This window comes from Neorhizobium sp. NPDC001467 (assembly GCF_050275975.1).
Lineage (GTDB): Bacteria > Pseudomonadota > Alphaproteobacteria > Rhizobiales > Rhizobiaceae > Neorhizobium.
In genome coordinates, this window is the sequence record NZ_JBNNPS010000004.1 from 154,946 (window position 1) to 173,502 (window position 18,557).

General features: G+C 59.8%; 18 protein-coding genes. 14 read left to right on the forward strand and 4 right to left on the reverse strand.

Translation table 11 applies throughout. The features are described from left to right. Window positions 1-34 precede the first annotated feature (34 nt). From ACQKKX_RS11075 to ACQKKX_RS11090, 4 genes are all read left to right on the forward strand, one after another. The gene (locus ACQKKX_RS11075) at window positions 35-697 is read left to right on the forward strand and encodes an arylesterase (protein ID WP_427570897.1); all 663 of its coding nucleotides are present in this window, start codon (window positions 35-37) and stop codon (window positions 695-697) included. A gap of 66 nt (window positions 698-763) precedes the next feature. Continuing rightward, window positions 764-1,351 (forward strand): RNA 2',3'-cyclic phosphodiesterase, encoded by a 588-nt coding sequence (thpR, locus tag ACQKKX_RS11080; protein ID WP_427570744.1) that lies wholly within the window; start codon window positions 764-766, stop codon window positions 1,349-1,351. Between the two features lie 26 nt (window positions 1,352-1,377). After that, entirely contained in the window at window positions 1,378-1,677 is a 300-nt protein-coding gene (locus tag ACQKKX_RS11085; RefSeq protein ID WP_427570745.1) for a 4a-hydroxytetrahydrobiopterin dehydratase, read from the forward strand. A gap of 62 nt (window positions 1,678-1,739) precedes the next feature. After that, window positions 1,740-2,144, forward strand: a complete 405-nt coding sequence (locus ACQKKX_RS11090; RefSeq protein WP_427570746.1) for a YkvA family protein — start codon at window positions 1,740-1,742, stop codon at window positions 2,142-2,144. A 146-nt stretch (window positions 2,145-2,290) separates the two neighbouring features. Here ACQKKX_RS11090 and ACQKKX_RS11095 read toward each other — a convergent pair whose 3' ends face one another. Next, window positions 2,291-2,869, reverse strand: a complete 579-nt coding sequence (locus ACQKKX_RS11095; protein WP_427570747.1) for a sigma-70 family RNA polymerase sigma factor — start codon at window positions 2,867-2,869, stop codon at window positions 2,291-2,293. Between the two features lie 325 nt (window positions 2,870-3,194). Here ACQKKX_RS11095 and ACQKKX_RS11100 point away from each other — a divergent pair, with 325 nt between their 5' ends. Together ACQKKX_RS11100 and rlmN are read left to right on the forward strand one after the other, a co-directional pair. Continuing rightward, complete coding sequence (locus tag ACQKKX_RS11100) at window positions 3,195-3,698, forward strand: invasion associated locus B family protein (RefSeq protein ID WP_427570748.1); 504 nt, start codon at window positions 3,195-3,197, stop codon at window positions 3,696-3,698. 218 nt (window positions 3,699-3,916) lie between these two features. Beyond that, complete coding sequence (gene rlmN / locus ACQKKX_RS11105; protein ID WP_427570749.1) at window positions 3,917-5,161, forward strand: 23S rRNA (adenine(2503)-C(2))-methyltransferase RlmN; 1,245 nt, start codon at window positions 3,917-3,919, stop codon at window positions 5,159-5,161. A 57-nt stretch (window positions 5,162-5,218) separates the two neighbouring features. Here rlmN and ACQKKX_RS11110 read toward each other — a convergent pair whose 3' ends face one another. Both ACQKKX_RS11110 and ACQKKX_RS11115 read right to left on the reverse strand, forming a co-directional pair. Then, entirely contained in the window at window positions 5,219-5,860 is a 642-nt protein-coding gene (locus tag ACQKKX_RS11110; protein ID WP_427570750.1) for a LysE family translocator, read from the reverse strand. A gap of 66 nt (window positions 5,861-5,926) precedes the next feature. Beyond that, complete coding sequence (locus ACQKKX_RS11115; protein WP_427570751.1) at window positions 5,927-6,784, reverse strand: SDR family NAD(P)-dependent oxidoreductase; 858 nt, start codon at window positions 6,782-6,784, stop codon at window positions 5,927-5,929. Between the two features lie 175 nt (window positions 6,785-6,959). On the opposite strand from ACQKKX_RS11115, the gene ACQKKX_RS11120 reads away from it, so the two are divergent. Then, window positions 6,960-8,177, forward strand: coding sequence for an argininosuccinate synthase (locus tag ACQKKX_RS11120; protein ID WP_427570752.1), 1,218 nt, complete (start codon window positions 6,960-6,962; stop codon window positions 8,175-8,177). 97 nt (window positions 8,178-8,274) lie between these two features. Here the strand turns inward: ACQKKX_RS11120 and ACQKKX_RS11125 are convergent, their stop codons facing one another. Next, complete coding sequence (locus ACQKKX_RS11125) at window positions 8,275-8,733, reverse strand: MarR family winged helix-turn-helix transcriptional regulator (RefSeq protein ID WP_427570753.1); 459 nt, start codon at window positions 8,731-8,733, stop codon at window positions 8,275-8,277. A 188-nt stretch (window positions 8,734-8,921) separates the two neighbouring features. Between ACQKKX_RS11125 and ACQKKX_RS11130 the strand changes: the two genes are divergently transcribed. The 7 genes from ACQKKX_RS11130 (at window position 8,922) to ppa (ending at window position 18,489) form a co-directional block, all read left to right on the forward strand. Continuing rightward, window positions 8,922-11,012 (forward strand): M3 family metallopeptidase, encoded by a 2,091-nt coding sequence (locus ACQKKX_RS11130; RefSeq protein WP_427570754.1) that lies wholly within the window; start codon window positions 8,922-8,924, stop codon window positions 11,010-11,012. Between the two features lie 113 nt (window positions 11,013-11,125). Then, window positions 11,126-12,241, forward strand: a complete 1,116-nt coding sequence (locus ACQKKX_RS11135; protein ID WP_427570755.1) for an ABC transporter ATP-binding protein — start codon at window positions 11,126-11,128, stop codon at window positions 12,239-12,241. Further along, window positions 12,234-13,193 (forward strand): ABC transporter substrate-binding protein, encoded by a 960-nt coding sequence (locus ACQKKX_RS11140; protein ID WP_427570756.1) that lies wholly within the window; start codon window positions 12,234-12,236, stop codon window positions 13,191-13,193. Before ACQKKX_RS11135 ends, ACQKKX_RS11140 begins: the two co-directional genes overlap by 8 nt. Before the next feature lie 306 nt (window positions 13,194-13,499). Continuing rightward, window positions 13,500-15,179: an ABC transporter permease gene (locus ACQKKX_RS11145; protein ID WP_427570757.1), complete on the forward strand. Its 1,680-nt coding sequence runs from the start codon at window positions 13,500-13,502 to the stop codon at window positions 15,177-15,179. A 122-nt stretch (window positions 15,180-15,301) separates the two neighbouring features. Continuing rightward, on the forward strand, window positions 15,302-17,125 hold the full coding sequence (gene typA / locus ACQKKX_RS11150; RefSeq protein WP_427570758.1) for a translational GTPase TypA: 1,824 nt from the start codon (window positions 15,302-15,304) through the stop codon (window positions 17,123-17,125). Window positions 17,126-17,325: 200 nt separating this feature from the next. After that, window positions 17,326-17,832: an N-acetyltransferase family protein gene (locus ACQKKX_RS11155; RefSeq protein WP_427570759.1), complete on the forward strand. Its 507-nt coding sequence runs from the start codon at window positions 17,326-17,328 to the stop codon at window positions 17,830-17,832. Window positions 17,833-17,955: 123 nt separating this feature from the next. Then, on the forward strand, window positions 17,956-18,489 hold the full coding sequence (gene ppa, locus ACQKKX_RS11160) for an inorganic diphosphatase (RefSeq protein WP_427570760.1): 534 nt from the start codon (window positions 17,956-17,958) through the stop codon (window positions 18,487-18,489). The last annotated feature ends 68 nt before the right edge of the window (window positions 18,490-18,557 follow it).

Consider the following 18,557-nt stretch of genomic DNA (forward strand, 5'->3'; position numbering starts at 1 on the left):
CCCGGCGAACAGGCGGCAATCTAGGAAGGTCTTCATGAGTTGGAAAGCGGTCGCACTTCACTTCGTCGTCATAACCGCGCTGTCGCTGATGACCGTACCGGCGCTGGCGCAGGATCGGGCCGACAACCGGACCGTCGAACTCGTCGGCTTCGGCGACAGTCTGATGGCGGGTTATCAATTGGCGCCGAATGAATCCTACACTGCGCAACTTGAAGCCGCGCTGAAGGCGGCTGGTGTCGATGTGACGATCGCCAATGCCGGCGTGTCAGGCGATACGACATCGGGCGGGCTTTCGCGCATCGACTGGTCGGTGCCGGACGGAACGGACGGCGTGATCGTCGAACTCGGCGCCAATGACGCCTTGCGCGGTATCTCGCCCGAACAGAGCGAGAAAAATCTCGACGCCATGCTCTCCCGGTTGAAGGCGCGCAATATTCCCGTCGTGCTCGCCGGCATGCTGGCACCACCTAATATGGGCAGCGATTACGCCGACCGATTCAACCCGATCTACAAAAGGCTTGCAGAGAAGTACGACGTGCCGCTCTACCCGTTCTTTCTCGATGGCGTGGCAGGCCAGCAGTCGCTGCAGTTGGAGGATGGCATGCATCCCAGTGCGAAAGGAGTAGGCGTGATGGTCGAGCGCTCGCTGCCGGTTATGCAGGACTTTATTCGCTCTATTCTCATGGAGAAGAATTAGGAGCTTGCGCGGAACCAGCTTGCATGTTCCGCTGTTCTCATATCGCAGAGATTCGAGGAGGTCCCCATGCCGAGACTTTTTACCGCCCTCGAGATACCGCGCAATGTCGCGATGAGCCTGTCGCTGCTTCGCGGCGGAATACCCGGCGCCCGCTGGATCGATGTCGAGAATTATCACATCACGCTGCGCTTCATCGGCGACGTCGATAACCGCACGGCAGATGAAATCGTCGATCGGCTCGACCGGATCGACCGGCAGGAATTTCAGGTCAGTATCAGCGGTATTGGCTCCTTCGGCTCAAAGAAACCGCATTCGGTCTGGGCCGGCGTAACGCCTTCGCAGGAGATGTCGGCCCTGCAAGGGGAGATCGAACGCATCTGCCAGCGGATCGGCCTGCCTGCCGATCCGCGCAAATTCATGCCGCATGTGACACTCGGGCGGCTGAAGTCATGCCGTCTCGACGAGGTGGTTCATTATCTGGCGGGACGCGGCAATTTCCACGCCATGCCGTTTACGGCGAGCCGCTTCGTGCTTCTGTCCTCAAAGGAGTCCGTTGGCGGCGGCCCCTATGTGACGGAGGAGACGTTTGCGCTCACCGAGGCCTGGGGCACGGGCCATTCCGGCGGCGACGTTTACGAAACCAGCCGATACTGAGGCTTTCCCGACTTTGCAGGTGCAATATGCGACCTTCAGGAATGGACGCCGAACGCATCGAAAGCGAACTGGCAAAACTGCCGGACTGGACGTTGCGCGACGACAGAAACGCGATCTCCAGAACGTTCAGGTTCAAGACCTTCGTCGAAGCCTTCGGTTTCATGACCCAATCTGCGCTGGCGGCCGAAAAGCTCGATCACCATCCCGAATGGTCGAATGTCTACGCCCGCGTCGACGTGACCCTGTCAACCCATGATGCCGGTGGGCTGACCGCGCTGGACTTTCAGCTGGCCGCCTTGATGGACAAGTTTGCCCGTCGAGATTGAACCCCGGTCACGGCATTGCCATATGGGGTTTGCCCCGCCGGGCTTGCTTCGGAGACGCGTTTATGGACGATGTGAAAATCGGTGAAATACTGTTGCCGGGAGACGAGGCCACGCAAAACCGCCGTGAGGCGCAGGTCAGGCGCAGGTTCTGGCCGACGCTTCGCAAGGCTGCGCGCTATGTGCCCTTCTCGAGGGATCTCGTTGCGGCGTTCTATTGCGCGATCGATCCGAAGACGCCTGCGCGCGCCAAGGGGGTTCTTTTGGCAGCGCTTGGCTATTTCGTACTGCCGATCGACGTCATTCCTGACTTTCTCGTCGTTGCGGGTTTCACCGACGACGTCGCGGTTCTGGCTGCCGCTCTGAAGATGATCAGCGCTCATATCACCGACGAGCATTATCAAGCGGCCGAACTGGCGCTTGCCGACCAGCCGGATATTGCGGCGTCGGCCCAGGCCCAATCGCGGTAGACGTCCGAATTCGGGAAGGCTTGCCAGAACCGGTGGTGGCGGCGCTCCATCCTTACTCGAACCGATAAACTGCGCGACCGGATGATGGACAATACTGGCGGTGGATCCCATACAACGATGCCCGCGATAAGCTGTGGTGACGCGTTTCAGGCCTTGAGAGTGTCCAGCGCCTTGCGCAAGTGTTCGAACGCCAGCCTGATGCGGGATTTGACGGTTCCGAGCGGCAGGCCTGTGCAGGCCGCAATTTCGGTATGCGTGTAGCCCAGGAAAAACGAGGCGCGCACCAGTTCCATCTGCTCGCCCGGGATGCGTCCGAGCGCTTCGCGCACGCGGGCTTCGCGTTCGTCGGTGTCAAGCAAGGTTTCCATTCCCGGAACATCGTCGATCTGGATCAGTGGTTCGCGGTCGCGCGCCTGACGGATCTTGGCCCGACGCGCGAGATCGATATGGCGATTGCGGGCGATGCGGAACAGCCAGGTGGAGAGGGAGGATCTGCGCGGATCGTAAAGCTCGGCGCGATGCCACAACACCGTCATCACGTCCTGCACGATTTCCTCGGCCTCGTCGTTTGGAAGGCCGCGGCGATGGAGCCAGTAATTCAGTCGCGGCGCGAAATGATCGAACAATTGCCGAAACGCCAGCTGGTCGCGGTCATTCGCGACAGCCTTGGCCAAAGCGGCAAAGCGATCCTTCTGGTCACTGTCGCTGAGCGCGTCATGGGTCATGCATCGGTATCCGCCTCATATCGGACTATTCTAATGTCAAAATGGCGCATGGGAAGAGGACAAACTCTCGCCCTATTCCTTGTGTCAGTAAAATGTGAGGGGGTACGCAGGACCGCCGTCAAACTTCATTCGAGACCGAGGCTTGTTTTGCGCCAAAACGCGAATGGAACCCGGTTGCATGGCGCCCGGGGCGGTGTATCTTTTCGTTTCTACAGTCCGACCTTCACGGATTGGTAACCAAAATTTGGTCAAAATCGAGCGACCGCGACCGTACCCTGAGGGGTCCAGTAGTCGATCGCTATAATAGAAAATTGGCAGGAAACCCATGTTTGCAAGACAGATTGCCATCGCGCTGAGCCTTATGCTGGCGAGCACGAGCATTGCCGCTGCGCAGGCCCCGAACCGTATCCAGCAGTTCAAGGCATGGGGTGCCTATTCCTACAAGCAGGGCAGTGGCACGGTCTGCTATGTCCTGTCCGTTCCGACAACCAAGGAGCCGGCTTCCGTCGACCACGGTGATATCTTCTTCATCGTCTCGCAGCGGCCCGGCCAGAACATCTCCTACGAGCCGCAGGCCATGATGGGGTATACCCTGCAGGCCAATTCGAAGGTGACGGTCACCATCGACGGCAAGAACTTCGTCATGTTCACCAAGGATAAGGCCGCCTGGGTCGAAAATGCTGCGGAAGAACCCGCACTCGTCGCCGCCATGAAGACCGGCCAGAACATGAGCGTCAGCGCCGTCTCGGGACGCGGCACCAAAACCTCCTATGCCTATTCGCTTGCCGGCATTTCTGCGGCGTTGAAGCAGATCGAATCCTGCAAGTAAGAAAAGCGCTGAACGGATGAACGAAGGGCCGGTCCAAAGACCGGCCTTTCGCGTTTTTGCGAGACAGGGTGACGCGGCGGCATTTTGGTGATAAAGCCCGCCTCAACAGGGTCGGGCCATGCGTCGCCGCGATCGCTACAGGTTTCACGAACAGACATGCCCGTTCTTATCCTCGATTTCGCGGGTGGCGGTGGGCATGTGCTCGAACGGGATAGAACATGTCAGTCACAGCAGAGGTTTTCACGCCCGGCATCGTTGCCAAGAAGCCGCTCGTCGCCAATCCGGATCTTTTTGCAGCAAAGCCGTCGCTGATCGGCATGACGCGCGAAGAGATGGCCGCCGCATTGAAGGAAAAGGGCGTGGCCGAAAAGCAGGTGCGCATGCGCGTCAACCAGCTTTGGCACTGGCTCTATATTCGCGGCGTTTCCGATTTCGACGCGATGACCAATGTCGCCAAGGATATGCGCGAAATGCTGAAGGCGCATTTTACCATCGCGCGTCCTGAAGTCGTCGAGGAGCAGATTTCGAACGATGGGACACGCAAGTGGCTTTTGCGTTTCCCGCCGCGCGGCGCCGGTCGTCCGGTCGAAATCGAAACCGTCTACATCCCTGAAGAGGGTCGCGGCACGTTGTGCATTTCCAGCCAGGTCGGCTGCACGCTGACCTGTTCCTTCTGCCACACCGGCACGCAGCGCCTGGTGCGCAACCTCACGGCCGAAGAAATCCTGAGCCAGCTTCTGCTTGCCCGCGATCGGCTGGGTGATTTTCCCGGCGCCGATACGCCCCCGGGTGCCTTCGTGCCGACCGGTGAACGAAAGGTCACCAACATCGTCATGATGGGCATGGGCGAGCCGCTTTACAATTTCGACAACGTCAAGACCGCGCTGCTGATCGCGACCGATGGTGACGGTCTGTCCTTGTCGAAGCGCCGCGTCACGCTGTCGACCTCCGGCGTGGTGCCGGAAATTTTCCGCACGGGCGAGGAAATCGGCGTCATGTTGGCCATTTCGCTGCATGCCGTGCGCGACGAATTGCGCGACATGCTGGTGCCGATCAACAAGAAGTATCCGTTGAAGGAACTCATCGACGCCTGCCGCAAATATCCGGGCCTGTCGAATGCCCGTCGGATCACTTTCGAATATGTGATGCTGAAGGACGTCAATGACAGTCTGGAGGACGCCAAGGCGATGGTTCAATTGCTGAAGGGCGTGCCTGCCAAGATCAACCTCATTCCGTTCAACCCGTGGCCGGGCACGAACTATCAATGCTCCGACTGGGCGACGATCGAAAAATTTGCCGATTTCATCAATCAGGCCGGTTACGCCTCTCCGATCCGCACACCCCGTGGCCGTGATATTCTTGCTGCCTGCGGTCAGTTGAAGTCGGAATCCGAACGCATGCGCAAAACGGATCGCCTTGCCTTCGAAGCGATGATGATTGCCGGCCACGGCGAGGACGATTGAACCTGAAGGCCACCGAAAACGGTAAAGGAAGCAATCCGGCTCGATTGGCTTCCCGGTTCAGCGCGCCTGAGTGAGGAAGATTTTGGCGGCGAAGACCGAAAAGACCCCGGCAAACGTATAGTCGATGCCGCGCAGAACCTTGGGATTGGCCTGCAGCCAGCCGGCCAGTTTGTCCGCGGCCAGAATGGCCGCGATGTTCACCGGCATGCAGGTGGCGATGAAATACAGGCCGAGAAAGATCAGCTTGCCGGTCACGTGCGGATCGTTGGCCGTTACGAATTGCGGCAGAAAGGTCATGAAGAAGATGATGACCTTGGGGTTGAGAAGGTTCACCCAAAAGCCGACCGATATATTGGCAAGAACGCTGCTTTCGGCCCGGTCGACCTTTTCGACAGAAAGACTGGAGCCGAAGCGGATGGCCTGGATGGCCAGCCAGAGCAGATAGGCAGCCCCGCCGGTCTTGAGAATGAAGAACGCCGTCGGTGACGCGGTGATCAGAGCCGAAATGCCGAAGGCGACGAGCAGCGTGTGGCAGACAACCCCCAGACTGGTGCCGATGACCACATAGAGTGCCGGCCTGCGCCCTTGGCCGAGGGCTCGGCTGATCGACAGCGTCATGTCCGGGCCGGGGGTCAATGCAAGAAGAAGCCCGGCAGCGGAAAAGGCAAGCAGGGTTGCGGCGCTTGGCAGGAAATCCATGGGTGCACTCGAAAGCCGGATGATCGATCCTCGTGTGTAACCGGCTTTAGCGTTTCTGCCAATGGATCAACCGCCGCTGATGAACGTCTTCGAGGCCTGCGCATATTCGGGGTGCCAGCGCGACAGGGGCGGCCGGTTTTCGATGATGTCGCCGATCGCCCAGGCCATCCGGCGTTCATCGGTGGCGCGGTCGACATCATTGTCGGGGCACAGGATGTAGAAATCTCCGCGCTCGATACTCTCCAGCATGAATGCAACGGTCTGTTCGGCCGTCCATGCCCCAGCCGGCTTGTCTGAGCGCCCTCCTGCGGCAAGCGGCGTGAACACGAAGCCGGGGATCAGCAGATGGGCTTCGACATTGCATTCTGCGGTATTGCGCAGTTCATGCTGCAGGGCTTCGGTGAAAGCCTTCACTCCCGCTTTCGAGACATTGTAGGCCGGATCGCCCGGGGGCGTGGTAATGCCCTGCTTGGAACCGGTATTGATGATCAGCGCCGGTTCCTTGTGCGCGATCATCCCCGGACCGAAAACGCGGCTTCCGTTGACGATCCCCATCAGGTTGACGGCCAGCACGCTGTCCCAGTTTGCCTGCGGCCCGAAAATGCTGCTGCCGGGCTGTATCCCGGCATTGTTCATGAGGACATGAACCCGGCCGAAGCGCTGGATGACGGCGCGTTCCAGCGCTTCTAGCTGGTCGATCCTCGAGACATCGGTGGGGATTGCCACGATATCGGTGTCGCCGTTTTCCGATAGAGCCGCAACGTCGCGTGCCGCCTGCGACAACCGGTCGCCTTCGAGATCCACCAGAACGACGCTGAGGCCGAGCCGCGCGAACTCTTTCGCAGCTGCAAGCCCGATGCCGGAAGCAGCCCCGGTCACGACAGCGACATTGTCTTTCTTGAAAGCAGGATGGGAAAGGGTCACGGGCGTTCTTCCTCTATCGATCACGGCGCCGGGTTCGCCCGGATATGGTTCGATGGTCCTTCGGCGTCAACATGGCCGGGTTTCCCTTGCGTGCCCCGCGAAACTCGCTAAAAAGTTCGGCAATCCAATTGGGCGGAATTCCCTTCGCCATCACCCGCAGACGGATCAATTCGACATGGCTCTCCCCAAAGACGTAAAAAAGGTCGTTCTCGCCTATTCCGGCGGTCTCGACACCTCCATCATCCTCAAATGGCTTCAGACCGAACTGGGCGCCGAAGTCGTGACCTTCACCGCCGATCTCGGCCAGGGCGAAGAGCTTGAGCCGGCGCGCAAGAAGGCCGAAATGCTCGGCATCAAGGAAATCTATATCGAGGACGTTCGCGAGGAATTCGTCCGCGATTTCGTCTTCCCGATGTTCCGCGCCAATGCCGTTTACGAAGGCGTCTACCTGCTCGGCACCTCGATCGCCCGTCCGCTGATTTCCAAGCATCTGATCGACATTGCCAAGAAGACCGGCGCCGATGCGATTGCGCATGGCGCCACCGGCAAGGGCAATGACCAGGTTCGTTTCGAGCTTTCCGCCTATGCCCTGAACCCGGACATCAAGATCATCGCACCGTGGCGCGACTGGTCGTTCAAGAGCCGCACGGATCTCCTGAACTTTGCCGAACAGCACCAGATCCCGGTCGCCAAGGACAAGAAGGGCGAAGCACCGTTCTCCGTCGATGCCAACCTTCTGCACTCCTCCTCCGAGGGCAAGGTTCTTGAAGACCCGGCCGTCGAAGCACCGGAATATGTGCACATGCGCACCATTTCGCCGGAAGCGGCGCCGGACAAGGCGACGATTATCAAGGTCGGCTTCCGCAAGGGTGACGCCTGCTCCATCAACGGTGTCGAAATGTCGCCGGCAACGCTTCTGGCAGAACTCAACGCTTACGGCCGCGACAACGGTATCGGCCGTCTTGATCTTGTAGAAAACCGCTTTGTCGGCATGAAGTCGCGCGGTGTTTATGAGACGCCCGGCGGCACGATCCTGCTTGCCGCCCACCGTGCGATCGAATCGATCACGCTCGACCGTGGCGCAGCGCATCTCAAGGACGAGATCATGCCGCGCTACGCCGAGCTGATCTATTACGGCTTCTGGTTCTCGCCGGAACGCGAAATGCTACAGGCGCTGATCGACAAGAGCCAGGAGCATGTGGAAGGCGAAGTGACGCTGAAACTCTACAAGGGCAATGTCATGGTGATCGGTCGCGAGAGCGACAAGTCGCTCTATTCCGACACGCTGGTCACGTTCGAAGACGATCAGGGCGCCTACGATCAGAAGGATGCTGCCGGCTTCATCAAGCTGAATGCCCTGCGTCTGCGCACGCTCGGCAAGCGCAACGGATAATTTCTGGGGCTTCGACCGCTTCTATCATGACAAAACCCGCTCTGCCTTGCGGCAGGGCGGGTTTTGTTTATGCCTTGATACAGCTCTGGTCCAAGTTTCACGAAAGGCCTTGGGGTGTATCCATCGCCAGATTGTCGTGAACGCTTTCAAGCACGCGCATGAAGACCGCCACGTCCTCTTCGGCCAGGCCGTCGGTCGCCTGCGCGATCAACCGGTCGAGTTCGTGGCGGATGCGTTTGATCAGATCATGCGATTTCGGGGTCAGAACGACCTGTTTGGCGCGACGATCGCTTGGGTCCGGTTGACGTTCGATCAGTCCGGCGGCCTGCAGCTTGTCGAGAAAGGCGCAGACCGTCATCGGTTCGATGCCCATGCGGGCGGCGATGTCGAGCTGGCGGCCGTCCTTGAGAATTTCGACATTGAGCAATGTGCGGGCTTCGGCAGGCGTCACCTCCAGGCCCGCCTGAATGATGCGCCGCTCGAAAGCTGCCCGCAGCACCCGGGCGCTGTCGGAAATCAGAAAAGTCAGGGTGTCGGTATTATCTCTTAAATCCATCGATCATGCTGCCTTTGTCGCGGCACCCATACTAAAGTTCCAGCAACAAGGAAAACCCAAAAAGCCGGCAAAGTGTGGCGCAGGACGCCAGGTCCCGAAAGCTGCCGCACTCGAAGCCCTCCCAATTGTCGGTCGCTTCTCCTATCTAGTGGTCGAGAGACTCATACCAATGCAGAGGACATGCGCGCATGGCAATCGAACAGAATATCAATCCCGCCCTTGTCGAATGGAATGGCAAAAACGGCCTGCCGGAATTCGAACGGGTGAGGGATGAGGATTTTGCCGTCGCATTCGACGTCGCGCTTGCCGCCCATGAGGCGGAGATTGCGGAGATTGCCGAGAACCCGGAAACTCCGACCTTCGAAAACACCATCGTTGCGCTCGAGATCGCCGGCGATGCGCTGTCGCGTGTATCCGCCCTGTTCTGGAACAGGGCCGGCGCCCATACGAATGAGGTGATCCAGGCGCTTGAGCGCGAGATCGCGCCGAAAATGTCGCGCCACTATTCGAAGATCGGCATGAATGCCGCTCTCTTTGCCCGGGTCGATGCCCTTTGGGACGCCCGTTCGACGCTCGATCTCAACCTTGAGCAGACCCGCGTACTCGAACGGCACTGGAAAGGGTTCGTCAAGGCGGGTGCAAAGCTCGTTGGGGCCGAGCAGGAGCGCCTTGCCGCCATCAACGAGACGCTGGCAAGCCTCGGTGCCCGTTTCGGCCAGAACGTGCTGGCCGACGAGAAAGACTGGTCGCTTGTCCTCAAGGATGAGGCGGATCTTGCGGGCCTGCCGCCCTTCGTCCGCGATGCTATGGCGTCCGCGGCGGAAGAGCGCGGTTCCGCGGGCGCCTATGCGGTGACCCTGTCCCGATCCATCATCGAACCCTTCCTGACCTTTGCCGAGCGACGGGACCTGCGCGAGCAGGCGTTTTCCGCCTGGGTGGCACGTGGCCGCAAGGGCGGAGCCACGGATAATATCGGCATCGTCAAGGAGACCCTCGCGCTCAGATCCGAAAAGGCAAAACTGCTCGGTTACGCCGATTTTGCCGCCTTTAAGCTCGACGATACCATGGCAAAAAGGCCCGAGGCGGTAAATGACTTGCTCCGTCAGGTCTGGGACAAGGCTAGGGCGAAGGCGCTGGAGGAAGAGCAGAGCCTGTCTGGCCTCATCGCCGAAGAGGGCAAGAACCATCCTGTCATGCCATGGGATTGGCGGTATTATGCAGAGAAACTGCGCGAGCGCATGTTCGATTTCTCGGAATCGGAATTGAAGCCCTATCTGCAGCTGGAAAAGATCATCGAAGCCTGTTTCGACGTCGCCAGGCGGCTCTTTGCAGTCGAGATCAGGGAAGTCTCCGGTATCAAGGCCTATCACCCCGACGTGCGGGTATTCGAGGTGCGCGATGAAACGGGCGGGCTGAAGGCCATGTTCTTCGGCGATTATTTCGCCCGCCCTTCCAAGCGTTCGGGCGCATGGATGAGCGCGTTTCAATCGCAGCATAAGCTGCCCTTGAAAAACGGTGCACAAGGCGAGCTGCCGATCATTTACAATGTCTGCAATTTCGCCAAGCCCGCCGCCGGCAAGCCGGCGCTGCTGTCGCTCGATGATGCCCGCACATTGTTTCATGAATTCGGCCATGCGCTGCACGGCATGCTGTCCAATGTTACCTACCCCTCGGTATCGGGAACCGGCGTGTCGCGCGATTTCGTCGAACTGCCATCGCAGCTTTACGAACACTGGCTGACCGTGCCGGAAATTCTCGAAAAATACGCCCTGCATCACGAAACTGGCAAGCCGATGCCAAAGGAACTGCTCGACAAGGTTCTGGCGGCAAACACGTTCAATGCGGGCTTCGCCACGGTGGAATTCACCTCTTCGGCGCTCGTCGATATGGCGTTTCACACGCGTGGTACGGTGGAAGATCCACTGGCCGTCGAAGCGGAAGTCCTCAAGGATATCGGCATGCCGGCGTCCCTCGTCATGCGCCATGCGACCCCGCATTTCCAGCACGTGTTTTCCGGTGACGGCTATTCCGCCGGCTATTACTCCTACATGTGGTCGGAAGTGCTCGATGCCGATGCCTTTGCGGCTTTCGAGGAAACCGGCAATGCGTTTGATCCGGTGATGGCGCGCAAGCTGAAGAACAACATCTATTCGGTCGGCGGCTCGATCGATCCGGAAGACGCCTACAGGGCCTTCCGCGGCAAACTGCCGGATCCGACGGCGATGCTGAAAAAGAAAGGCCTGGCCGCGATGGCTGAGCTTTCGGGAAGCGACGGATGACCCAGGTCCAGGGCAAACTTGTGGCTGTCATCTGTCTGTCGCAAAACGGTAACAGCACTGTCATGAAGCGTTAATATGGGAACCGGCATCGTTTCCTGTCGACGCCGGTTCCCATGACAATCGAATTGCCCGCCAATGATGCTGCCGTTTCGACGGCTGGACTGGAGTTGCATTACAGTGCAACGCCGGTTTTGAAAGGCATCGATATTGCTCTTGGGCAGGGCAAGACGCTTGCCCTTCTCGGACCCTCCGGCTGCGGCAAGACCACGCTTCTGCGGCTGGTCGCCGGCCTTCTGGCGCCCAGCAAGGGTTCCGTATCGATCGCGGGCCAGATCGTTGCCGATGCCGCATCCGGTGCCTTCGCCCCGCCGGAAAAGCGCAATCTTGGCATGGTGTTTCAGGATTACGCGCTTTGGCCGCATATGACGGTCGGCGGCAATGTCGCCTTTCCTCTCGAAATGCGGGGTCTCGCCCGGGCCGAGCGTGAACGTCGGACGATGCGGGCGCTCGATCGGGTGGGCCTTTCTACTTACGCCGATCGTCGCCCGAGTGATCTTTCCGGAGGCCAGCAGCAGCGTGTGGCCATTGCGCGCGCCATCGTCGCCGAGCCGCAACTGATCCTGTTCGACGAACCGCTTTCCAATCTCGACCGCGAACTGCGCGAAAACATGGTGGGTGAGCTGGCGGAATTGATTGCCTCGCTTGGCCTGACCGCCATCTACGTCACCCACGACCATAGCGAAGCCTTGACGCTTGCCGATCAGGTGGCCGTCATGCGCGGCGGCCTGGTTGAACAGCTGGCATCACCGGACGCATTGATCGCCGCGCCGGCAACGCCGGAAGTCGCCGATTTTCTGCGTCTGGGCGGTATCGCCGAATTGCAGCGCCGCGGCGAAACGCTCGTTTTCAAGGGCAGCGACGCGGTGCTGATGCAGGCGCCTGACGGTGTTTCCGATGCGGAGCGGGTGCTGATCCCCGTGTCAGCCATCACGACAGGTGCAGCCGAAACCGGCCGCCCGGCCGCAACGGTGCTGCGCTCGCAATTCCGTGGCGATGGTCATCTGGCGACAGTATCGCTTGCCGGCGCAGACCATGTCGAACTGCAGCTTCTCAGCCGCACCAAATTGCGGCCCGGCGATCGTGTCGGGCTTGTCATCGATCTCGACCAGATCCGCTGGTTTGGAAATTCTGCACATTCAGCCCAAAAGGAAAGTCTGCACCATGCTTAAATCGCTGAAGAGCATCACCCTCGGCGTTGCCGCCGCTGTCTTGATGGCTGGCGTTGCTCACGCCGACATCACCGTCTACACGGCGGGTCCGCAAAGCCTGATCGACAAGATGTCGGAAGGGTTTACCAAGGAAACCGGCATCAAGGTCAACGTCTTCCAGGCGACGACCGGCAAGGTTATGGCCCGTATCGAGGCCGAGGCTTCCAACCCGGTTGTCGACGTTCTGATTTCCGCCTCCTGGGATACCGCAACCGATTTCGCCAAGCGCGGCTGGCTGGTTTCCTACACCAGCCCGAATGCAGCAAAAGTTCCGGATTTCCTGAAGTCCGACACCGCCGTCGCGCAAGGCATTTCGGCACTCGGTATTGCCTGGAACACCAAGAGCGGTACGCCCAAGCCGGCCGAATGGTCCGACCTGACCAAGGCCGAATACAAGGACATGGTCAACATTCCGGATCCCGCCCAGTCCGGTTCGTCCTTCGACCTGACCGCAGCGCTTGCCGGCCAGGACGACTTCAAGATGTTCAAGGACCTGCAGGCCAACGGCGCCATCATCGCCGGTGCCAATGCCGAAGCGCTCAACCCGGTTCTGCAGGGCGCCAAGGCTGCCGTTTTCGGCGCCGTCGATTACATCACGCTTGCTGCCGCCAAGAAGGGCGAAAGCGTTGAAGTCATCTTCCCTGCGTCCGGCACGGTCATCGCTCCGCGTCCGGCCATGATCCTCAACTGGTCCAAGAACCAGGAAGAAGCCAAGAAGTTCATCGACTACATGCTGTCGGATGCCGGCCAGAAGATGGTTGCCGCCCAGATGCTGATGCCGGCCCGCACCGACATCCCGGCCGACCGTCCGCTGATCGGCGACCTGAAGCTGCTGAAGTTCGACAGCGCCGCCGTCTATGGTAAGCGCAAGGAAACGCTCGCTGAAATCACCAGGATCTTTGGCGGCAAGTAAACAAGGGCAGCCTCGCGTGTTTGCGAGAATGCGCTGAGGCCTCTCTGCCGTCATGCTCGGGCTTGTCCCGAGCATCTACCGACGCACGATTTTACTGGCGTGGTCGCATCCTCGGGACAAGCCCGAGGATGACGGCATGCGGTGAGGTTGTCGGCCGATAAGCCGGCGCTCCGAGGCTTTTTAATTTTACGCAGTCGCAACGAAGCCGTTTCGTCGGGACCGATCCGGATGTCTGGACGATGCTGACGCTGGTGACGGCTGGCCGCGATTTTTCAAACCGGTCTCGCATGACGGTGGAGATGCAAAATGACAGCGAAAAACGTGGGGAAGTCGGTGCCGGCCGCCTGGTTGGCGATAGCGGGGCTGGTACTCATTGTCGCCATTCCGTTTGCAGCCGTTGTTCTGCAGGGTATCTTTCCCGATCTCGGGCAGGGCTCGTTCAAGGCGCCGTTTACCGCGCTTGGCGCGACGCTCAACGACGGCGCGCTGATCGGCATGGCCGGTAATACCATCCTGCTTGGCGGCTGCGTGGTGCTGGTTTCTGCGCTCGTTGCCGTGCCGCTCGGCGTATTTCGCGCTCTCTATCGCATTCCATTTGCGTCGCTCTTCGATGTGCTGCTGCTCGTCCCTTTCATGATCCCTCCCTATATCGCCACGCTCGGCTGGATCATGACCTTGCAGCCGCGCGGCTATCTGCAGCAGATCGCCGGCTTCAATCTGGCACCCTTCCTGTTCTCGCTGGCTGGCATGACCATGGTCATGGCGTTCAATACGTTTCCGGTCGTCTATTTTGCGGTGTCGCGCACGGTGGAGGCTGTGGGTGCGCGTTATGCCGATGTCGGCCGGGTGTTCGGCGCAACGCCCTCGCGCGCGTTCTGGCGGATCACGCTGCCTCTGTCTGCGCCGGGTCTTGCCGCCAGCCTGATGCTGGTGTTTGCCGCTGCCATCGAGGAATACGGCACGCCGGCAGCCCTTGGCCGTCGTGCCGGGTTTCAGGTTCTGGTCACCGGCATCGATCTACGCATCAGCGACTGGCCGATCGACCTGCCAGGCGCTTCGATCATGTCGCTGCTTTTGGTGGGACTGTCCCTGATCACCTTTCTCGGGCAGCGCTGGATTTTGGCGCGCCGCTCCTACCAGACCGTCAATGGCAAGCCGACCGCCAAGGACAAGCGTCCGCTCGGGGCCATGAAGCTGCCGGTCCTTCTGGCATTCGCCGCTGTTTCTTTCCTCGCGACCGGCGTGCCGCTTCTGTCCATTCTCGCCACAGCTTTATCGCGCACGATTTCCGGCGGGTTGGCAATCGACAATATCAGCGTCGACAATTTCCTCTCGGTGTTTCAGAACAGTGCCGGCGCGCTCGGCGCTCTTTCCAACAGTTTTTCGCTTGGCATCGGCACGGCTCTCATCACCGGGCTGATCGGCGTTACCGCTGCCTATACGGTGGTGAAGACGAATATCCGGGGACGTCTGGCGATCGACAGCCTGACCATCATTCCCAATGCCCTGCCGGGCATTGTCGTCGCCGTCGGCCTGATCCTTGCCTGGAACATGCCGTGGTTGCCGCTGACGCCCTATAATACGCCGGTCATTCTGCTGCTCGCCTATTGCTGCATCCTGCTGCCGCAGCCAATGCGCTATACGACCGCTGCCTTCCAGCAGATCGGCGACAATCTGGAAGCGGCCGCGCGGGTCTTCGGCGCGTCCAGCTTCACCGCCTTCCGACGTATTCTTCTGCCGCTTGTCTTCCCGAGCCTCGCCTCGGCCATGCTGCTGGTCTTCGCGCTGGCCTCGCGTGAACTCGTCGCTTCTGTCGTCATTGCCCCCGTCGGCATGCAGACGATCGCCACCTTCATATGGCGTCAGTTCGAGCAGGGTTCGATCGGGCTTGGGATGGCCATGGCCTTCATTGCAATTCTCATCACGACGCTTCTTCCTCTGGCCCTGATCGCGCTTTTAAGGAGGAGCGGCCTCGTTGCCGAATGAGAGGCGAAAATGCCCATGCGCTCGGCCCCCCTTTCGCGATTGCAAAAAACGGGGTATGAGCGCGCCAACGAAATTGGCGTGGCCCCATGATTGTTGCGCCCCAACTTCAGAGAACCCCAAATATGGCACTTCGCAACATCGCGATCATCGCGCACGTTGACCATGGCAAAACGACGCTTGTCGACGAGCTTCTGAAACAGTCCGGCTCGTTCCGCGAAAACCAGCGCGTTGCAGAACGCGTGATGGACTCCAACGACCTCGAAAAGGAACGCGGTATCACCATTCTCGCGAAGGCGACTTCGGTTGAATGGAAGGGCGTTCGCGTCAACATCGTCGATACCCCTGGCCACGCCGACTTCGGCGGCGAAGTCGAGCGCATTCTCTCGATGGTGGACGGCGCGATCGTTCTGGTCGACTCGTCGGAAGGCCCGATGCCGCAGACCAAGTTCGTTGTCGGCAAGGCGCTGAAGGTCGGTCTTCGCCCGATCGTCGCGATCAACAAGATCGACCGTCCGGACGGCCGCCACGAAGAAGTCATCAACGAAGTTTTCGACCTGTTCGCAAACCTCGATGCCACCGACGAACAGCTCGACTTCCCGATCCTCTACGGTTCCGGTCGCGATGGCTGGATGAACTTCAACCCGGAAGGCCCGAAGGACGAAGGTCTGGCACCGCTGCTCGACCTCGTGCTCAAGCACGTTCCGGAGCCGAAGGTCGAAGAAGGCCCGTTCCGCATGATCGGTACGCTTCTCGAAGCCAACAACTTCCTCGGTCGTATCATCACCGGTCGCGTTGCGTCTGGCTCGATCAAGCCGAACCAGGCCGTCAAGGTTCTGTCCCAGGACGGCAAGACGGTTGAAACCGGCCGTATTTCCAAGATTCTTGCATTCCGCGGTATCGAGCGTCAGCCGATCGAAGAAGCCGTTGCCGGTGACATCGTCGCCATCGCCGGTCTCTCCAAGGGCACCGTTGCCGACACGTTCTGCGATCCGTCGGTTACCGAAGCCATGCAGGCCCAGCCGATCGACCCGCCGACCGTCACCATGTCCTTCATCGTCAACGACTCGCCGCTCGCCGGCACCGAAGGCGACAAGGTTACCTCGCGCGTCATCCGTGACCGCCTGTTCAAGGAAGCCGAAGGCAACGTTGCGCTGAAGATCGAGGAAGCCGAAGGCAAGGATTCGTTCTACGTGTCCGGTCGCGGCGAACTTCAGCTTGCCGTTCTGATCGAAACCATGCGCCGTGAAGGCTTCGAGCTTGCCGTTTCGCGTCCGCGCGTCGTCATGCACAAGGACGAAACCACCGGTCAGACCATGGAGCCGATCGAGGAAGTGGTCATCGACGTCGATGAAGAGCATTCCGGCGTCGTTGTCCAGAAGATGTCCGAGCGTAAGGCCGAGATGACCGAACTGCGTCCCTCGGGCGGCAGCCGCGTTCGTCTGAAGTTCTTGGCTCCGACCCGCGGCCTGATCGGCTACCAGTCGGAACTGTTGACCGACACGCGCGGTACGGCGATCATGAACCGCCTGTTCCACGACTACCAGCCGTACAAGGGCGAGATCTCCGGCCGTACCAACGGCGTTCTGTTGTCCAACCAGGCCGGTGAAGCTGTTGCCTACGCCATGTTTAACCTCGAAGACCGCGGCCCGATGATCATCGAGCCGGGTGACAAGGTTTACATGGGCATGATCATCGGCATCCACACCCGTGACAACGACCTCGAAGTCAACGTCTTGAAGGGCAAGCAGCTGACGAACATCCGTTCGGCCGGCAAGGACGAGGCCGTTCGCCTGACGCCGCCGATCCGCATGACGCTCGATCGTGCGCTCTCCTGGATCCAGGACGACGAGCTGATGGAAGTGACGCCGAAGTCGATCCGCCTGCGCAAGATCTACCTCGACGCCAACGACCGCAAGCGCTTCGATAAGTCGAAGGCCGCTCTCTGATCGAGCGTCTTAACCAAGATACGAAAACCCGGCCTTTGTGCCGGGTTTTTCATGTGCGTTGCTTTTGTACAGGCTTGTCGTTTCCATTAAAAAAGCGTTAACCTTCCGGCATATTGAATAGGCGATTAGCCTGTGGGCAAGCCAAGCCGGACACGCTGCCGGGATTGGCGAATCAGCCCCGGCCGGACCAGAGTGGCGTTATGAAAACGTTATCCATCGATGTGCGGCGGGCCGAGCCCAGCGACGCCCGGGAGATTTCCGAGGTCCATCGTGCCGCATGGGCGCAGGCCTATACGGGCCTCATTCCGCATAAGCCCTTGACCCAGATGCTGGAGCGACGCAACGAACATTGGTGGCACAAGGCGGCGAAGGGGCCGGCCACATTGCTGGTTCTGGATGTTGCCGGGACCATTGCCGGCTATGCGACCGTCGGTCTCAATCGCGCCAAGGCGCTGCCGCAGGACGGCGAGATTTACGAAATCTATCTGCGCCCGGAATATCAGGGTGTCGGTCTTGGCCGTCGGCTTTTCGGTGAAACGCGCCGACTGTTGAAATCGCTGGGCTGCAATGGCCTCGTCGTCTGGTGCCTGGAAGATAGCGAGAACGCGACCCGCTTCTTCCGCCGTCACGGCGGCCATGACATGGCCGAGGGCATGGAGGATTTCGACGGCGCACATTTGCGCAAGATCGGTTTCGTCTGGGGATGATCAGCCGTTGCCGTTGCATCCGGCATGGCCCGGATCACGGAGCGTTCGGCAAATGGCAGGTTGCCTTGCCCCTCAAATCCCGATATCCAGAATCCCGAATGTTCAATGTTTTCGAGGATCAGAATGCGTATCGACGCCATTTCCATCGGCAAGAACCCGCCTGATGACATCAATGTCATTGTTGAAGTGCCGGTTGGCGGCCAGCCGATCAAGTACGAGATGGACAAGGATGCCGGCGCGCTGATCGTTGACCGCTTCCTCTACACGCCGATGACCTATCCGGGCAATTACGGTTTCGTGCCGCACACGCTTTCGGAAGACGGCGACCCGGTCGACGTGCTGATCTGCAATACGCGTTCGCTTATCCCGGGCTGCGTCATCAATGTGCGCCCGGTCGGCGTGATGATCATGGAAGACGACGGCGGCAAGGACGAGAAGATCATCGCCGTACCGGTTCCCAAGCTGACCCGTCGTTACGACAAGATCGAGAACTATACCGACCTGCCGGAGATCACGCTCAAGCAGATCGAGCACTTTTTCGAGCACTACAAGGATCTGGAGCCCGGTAAGTGGGTGAAGATCGGCGGCTGGCAGGGTGTTGACGTTGCCAAGAAGCTGATCGTCGAAGCGATCGAACGCTACAACGCTCAGAAGTAATCAAGGCGCTGCAAAGCTGTTCAAGCCTTTTCGAAAACCTCCGGGTCGCCTGCGATCCGGAGGTTTTT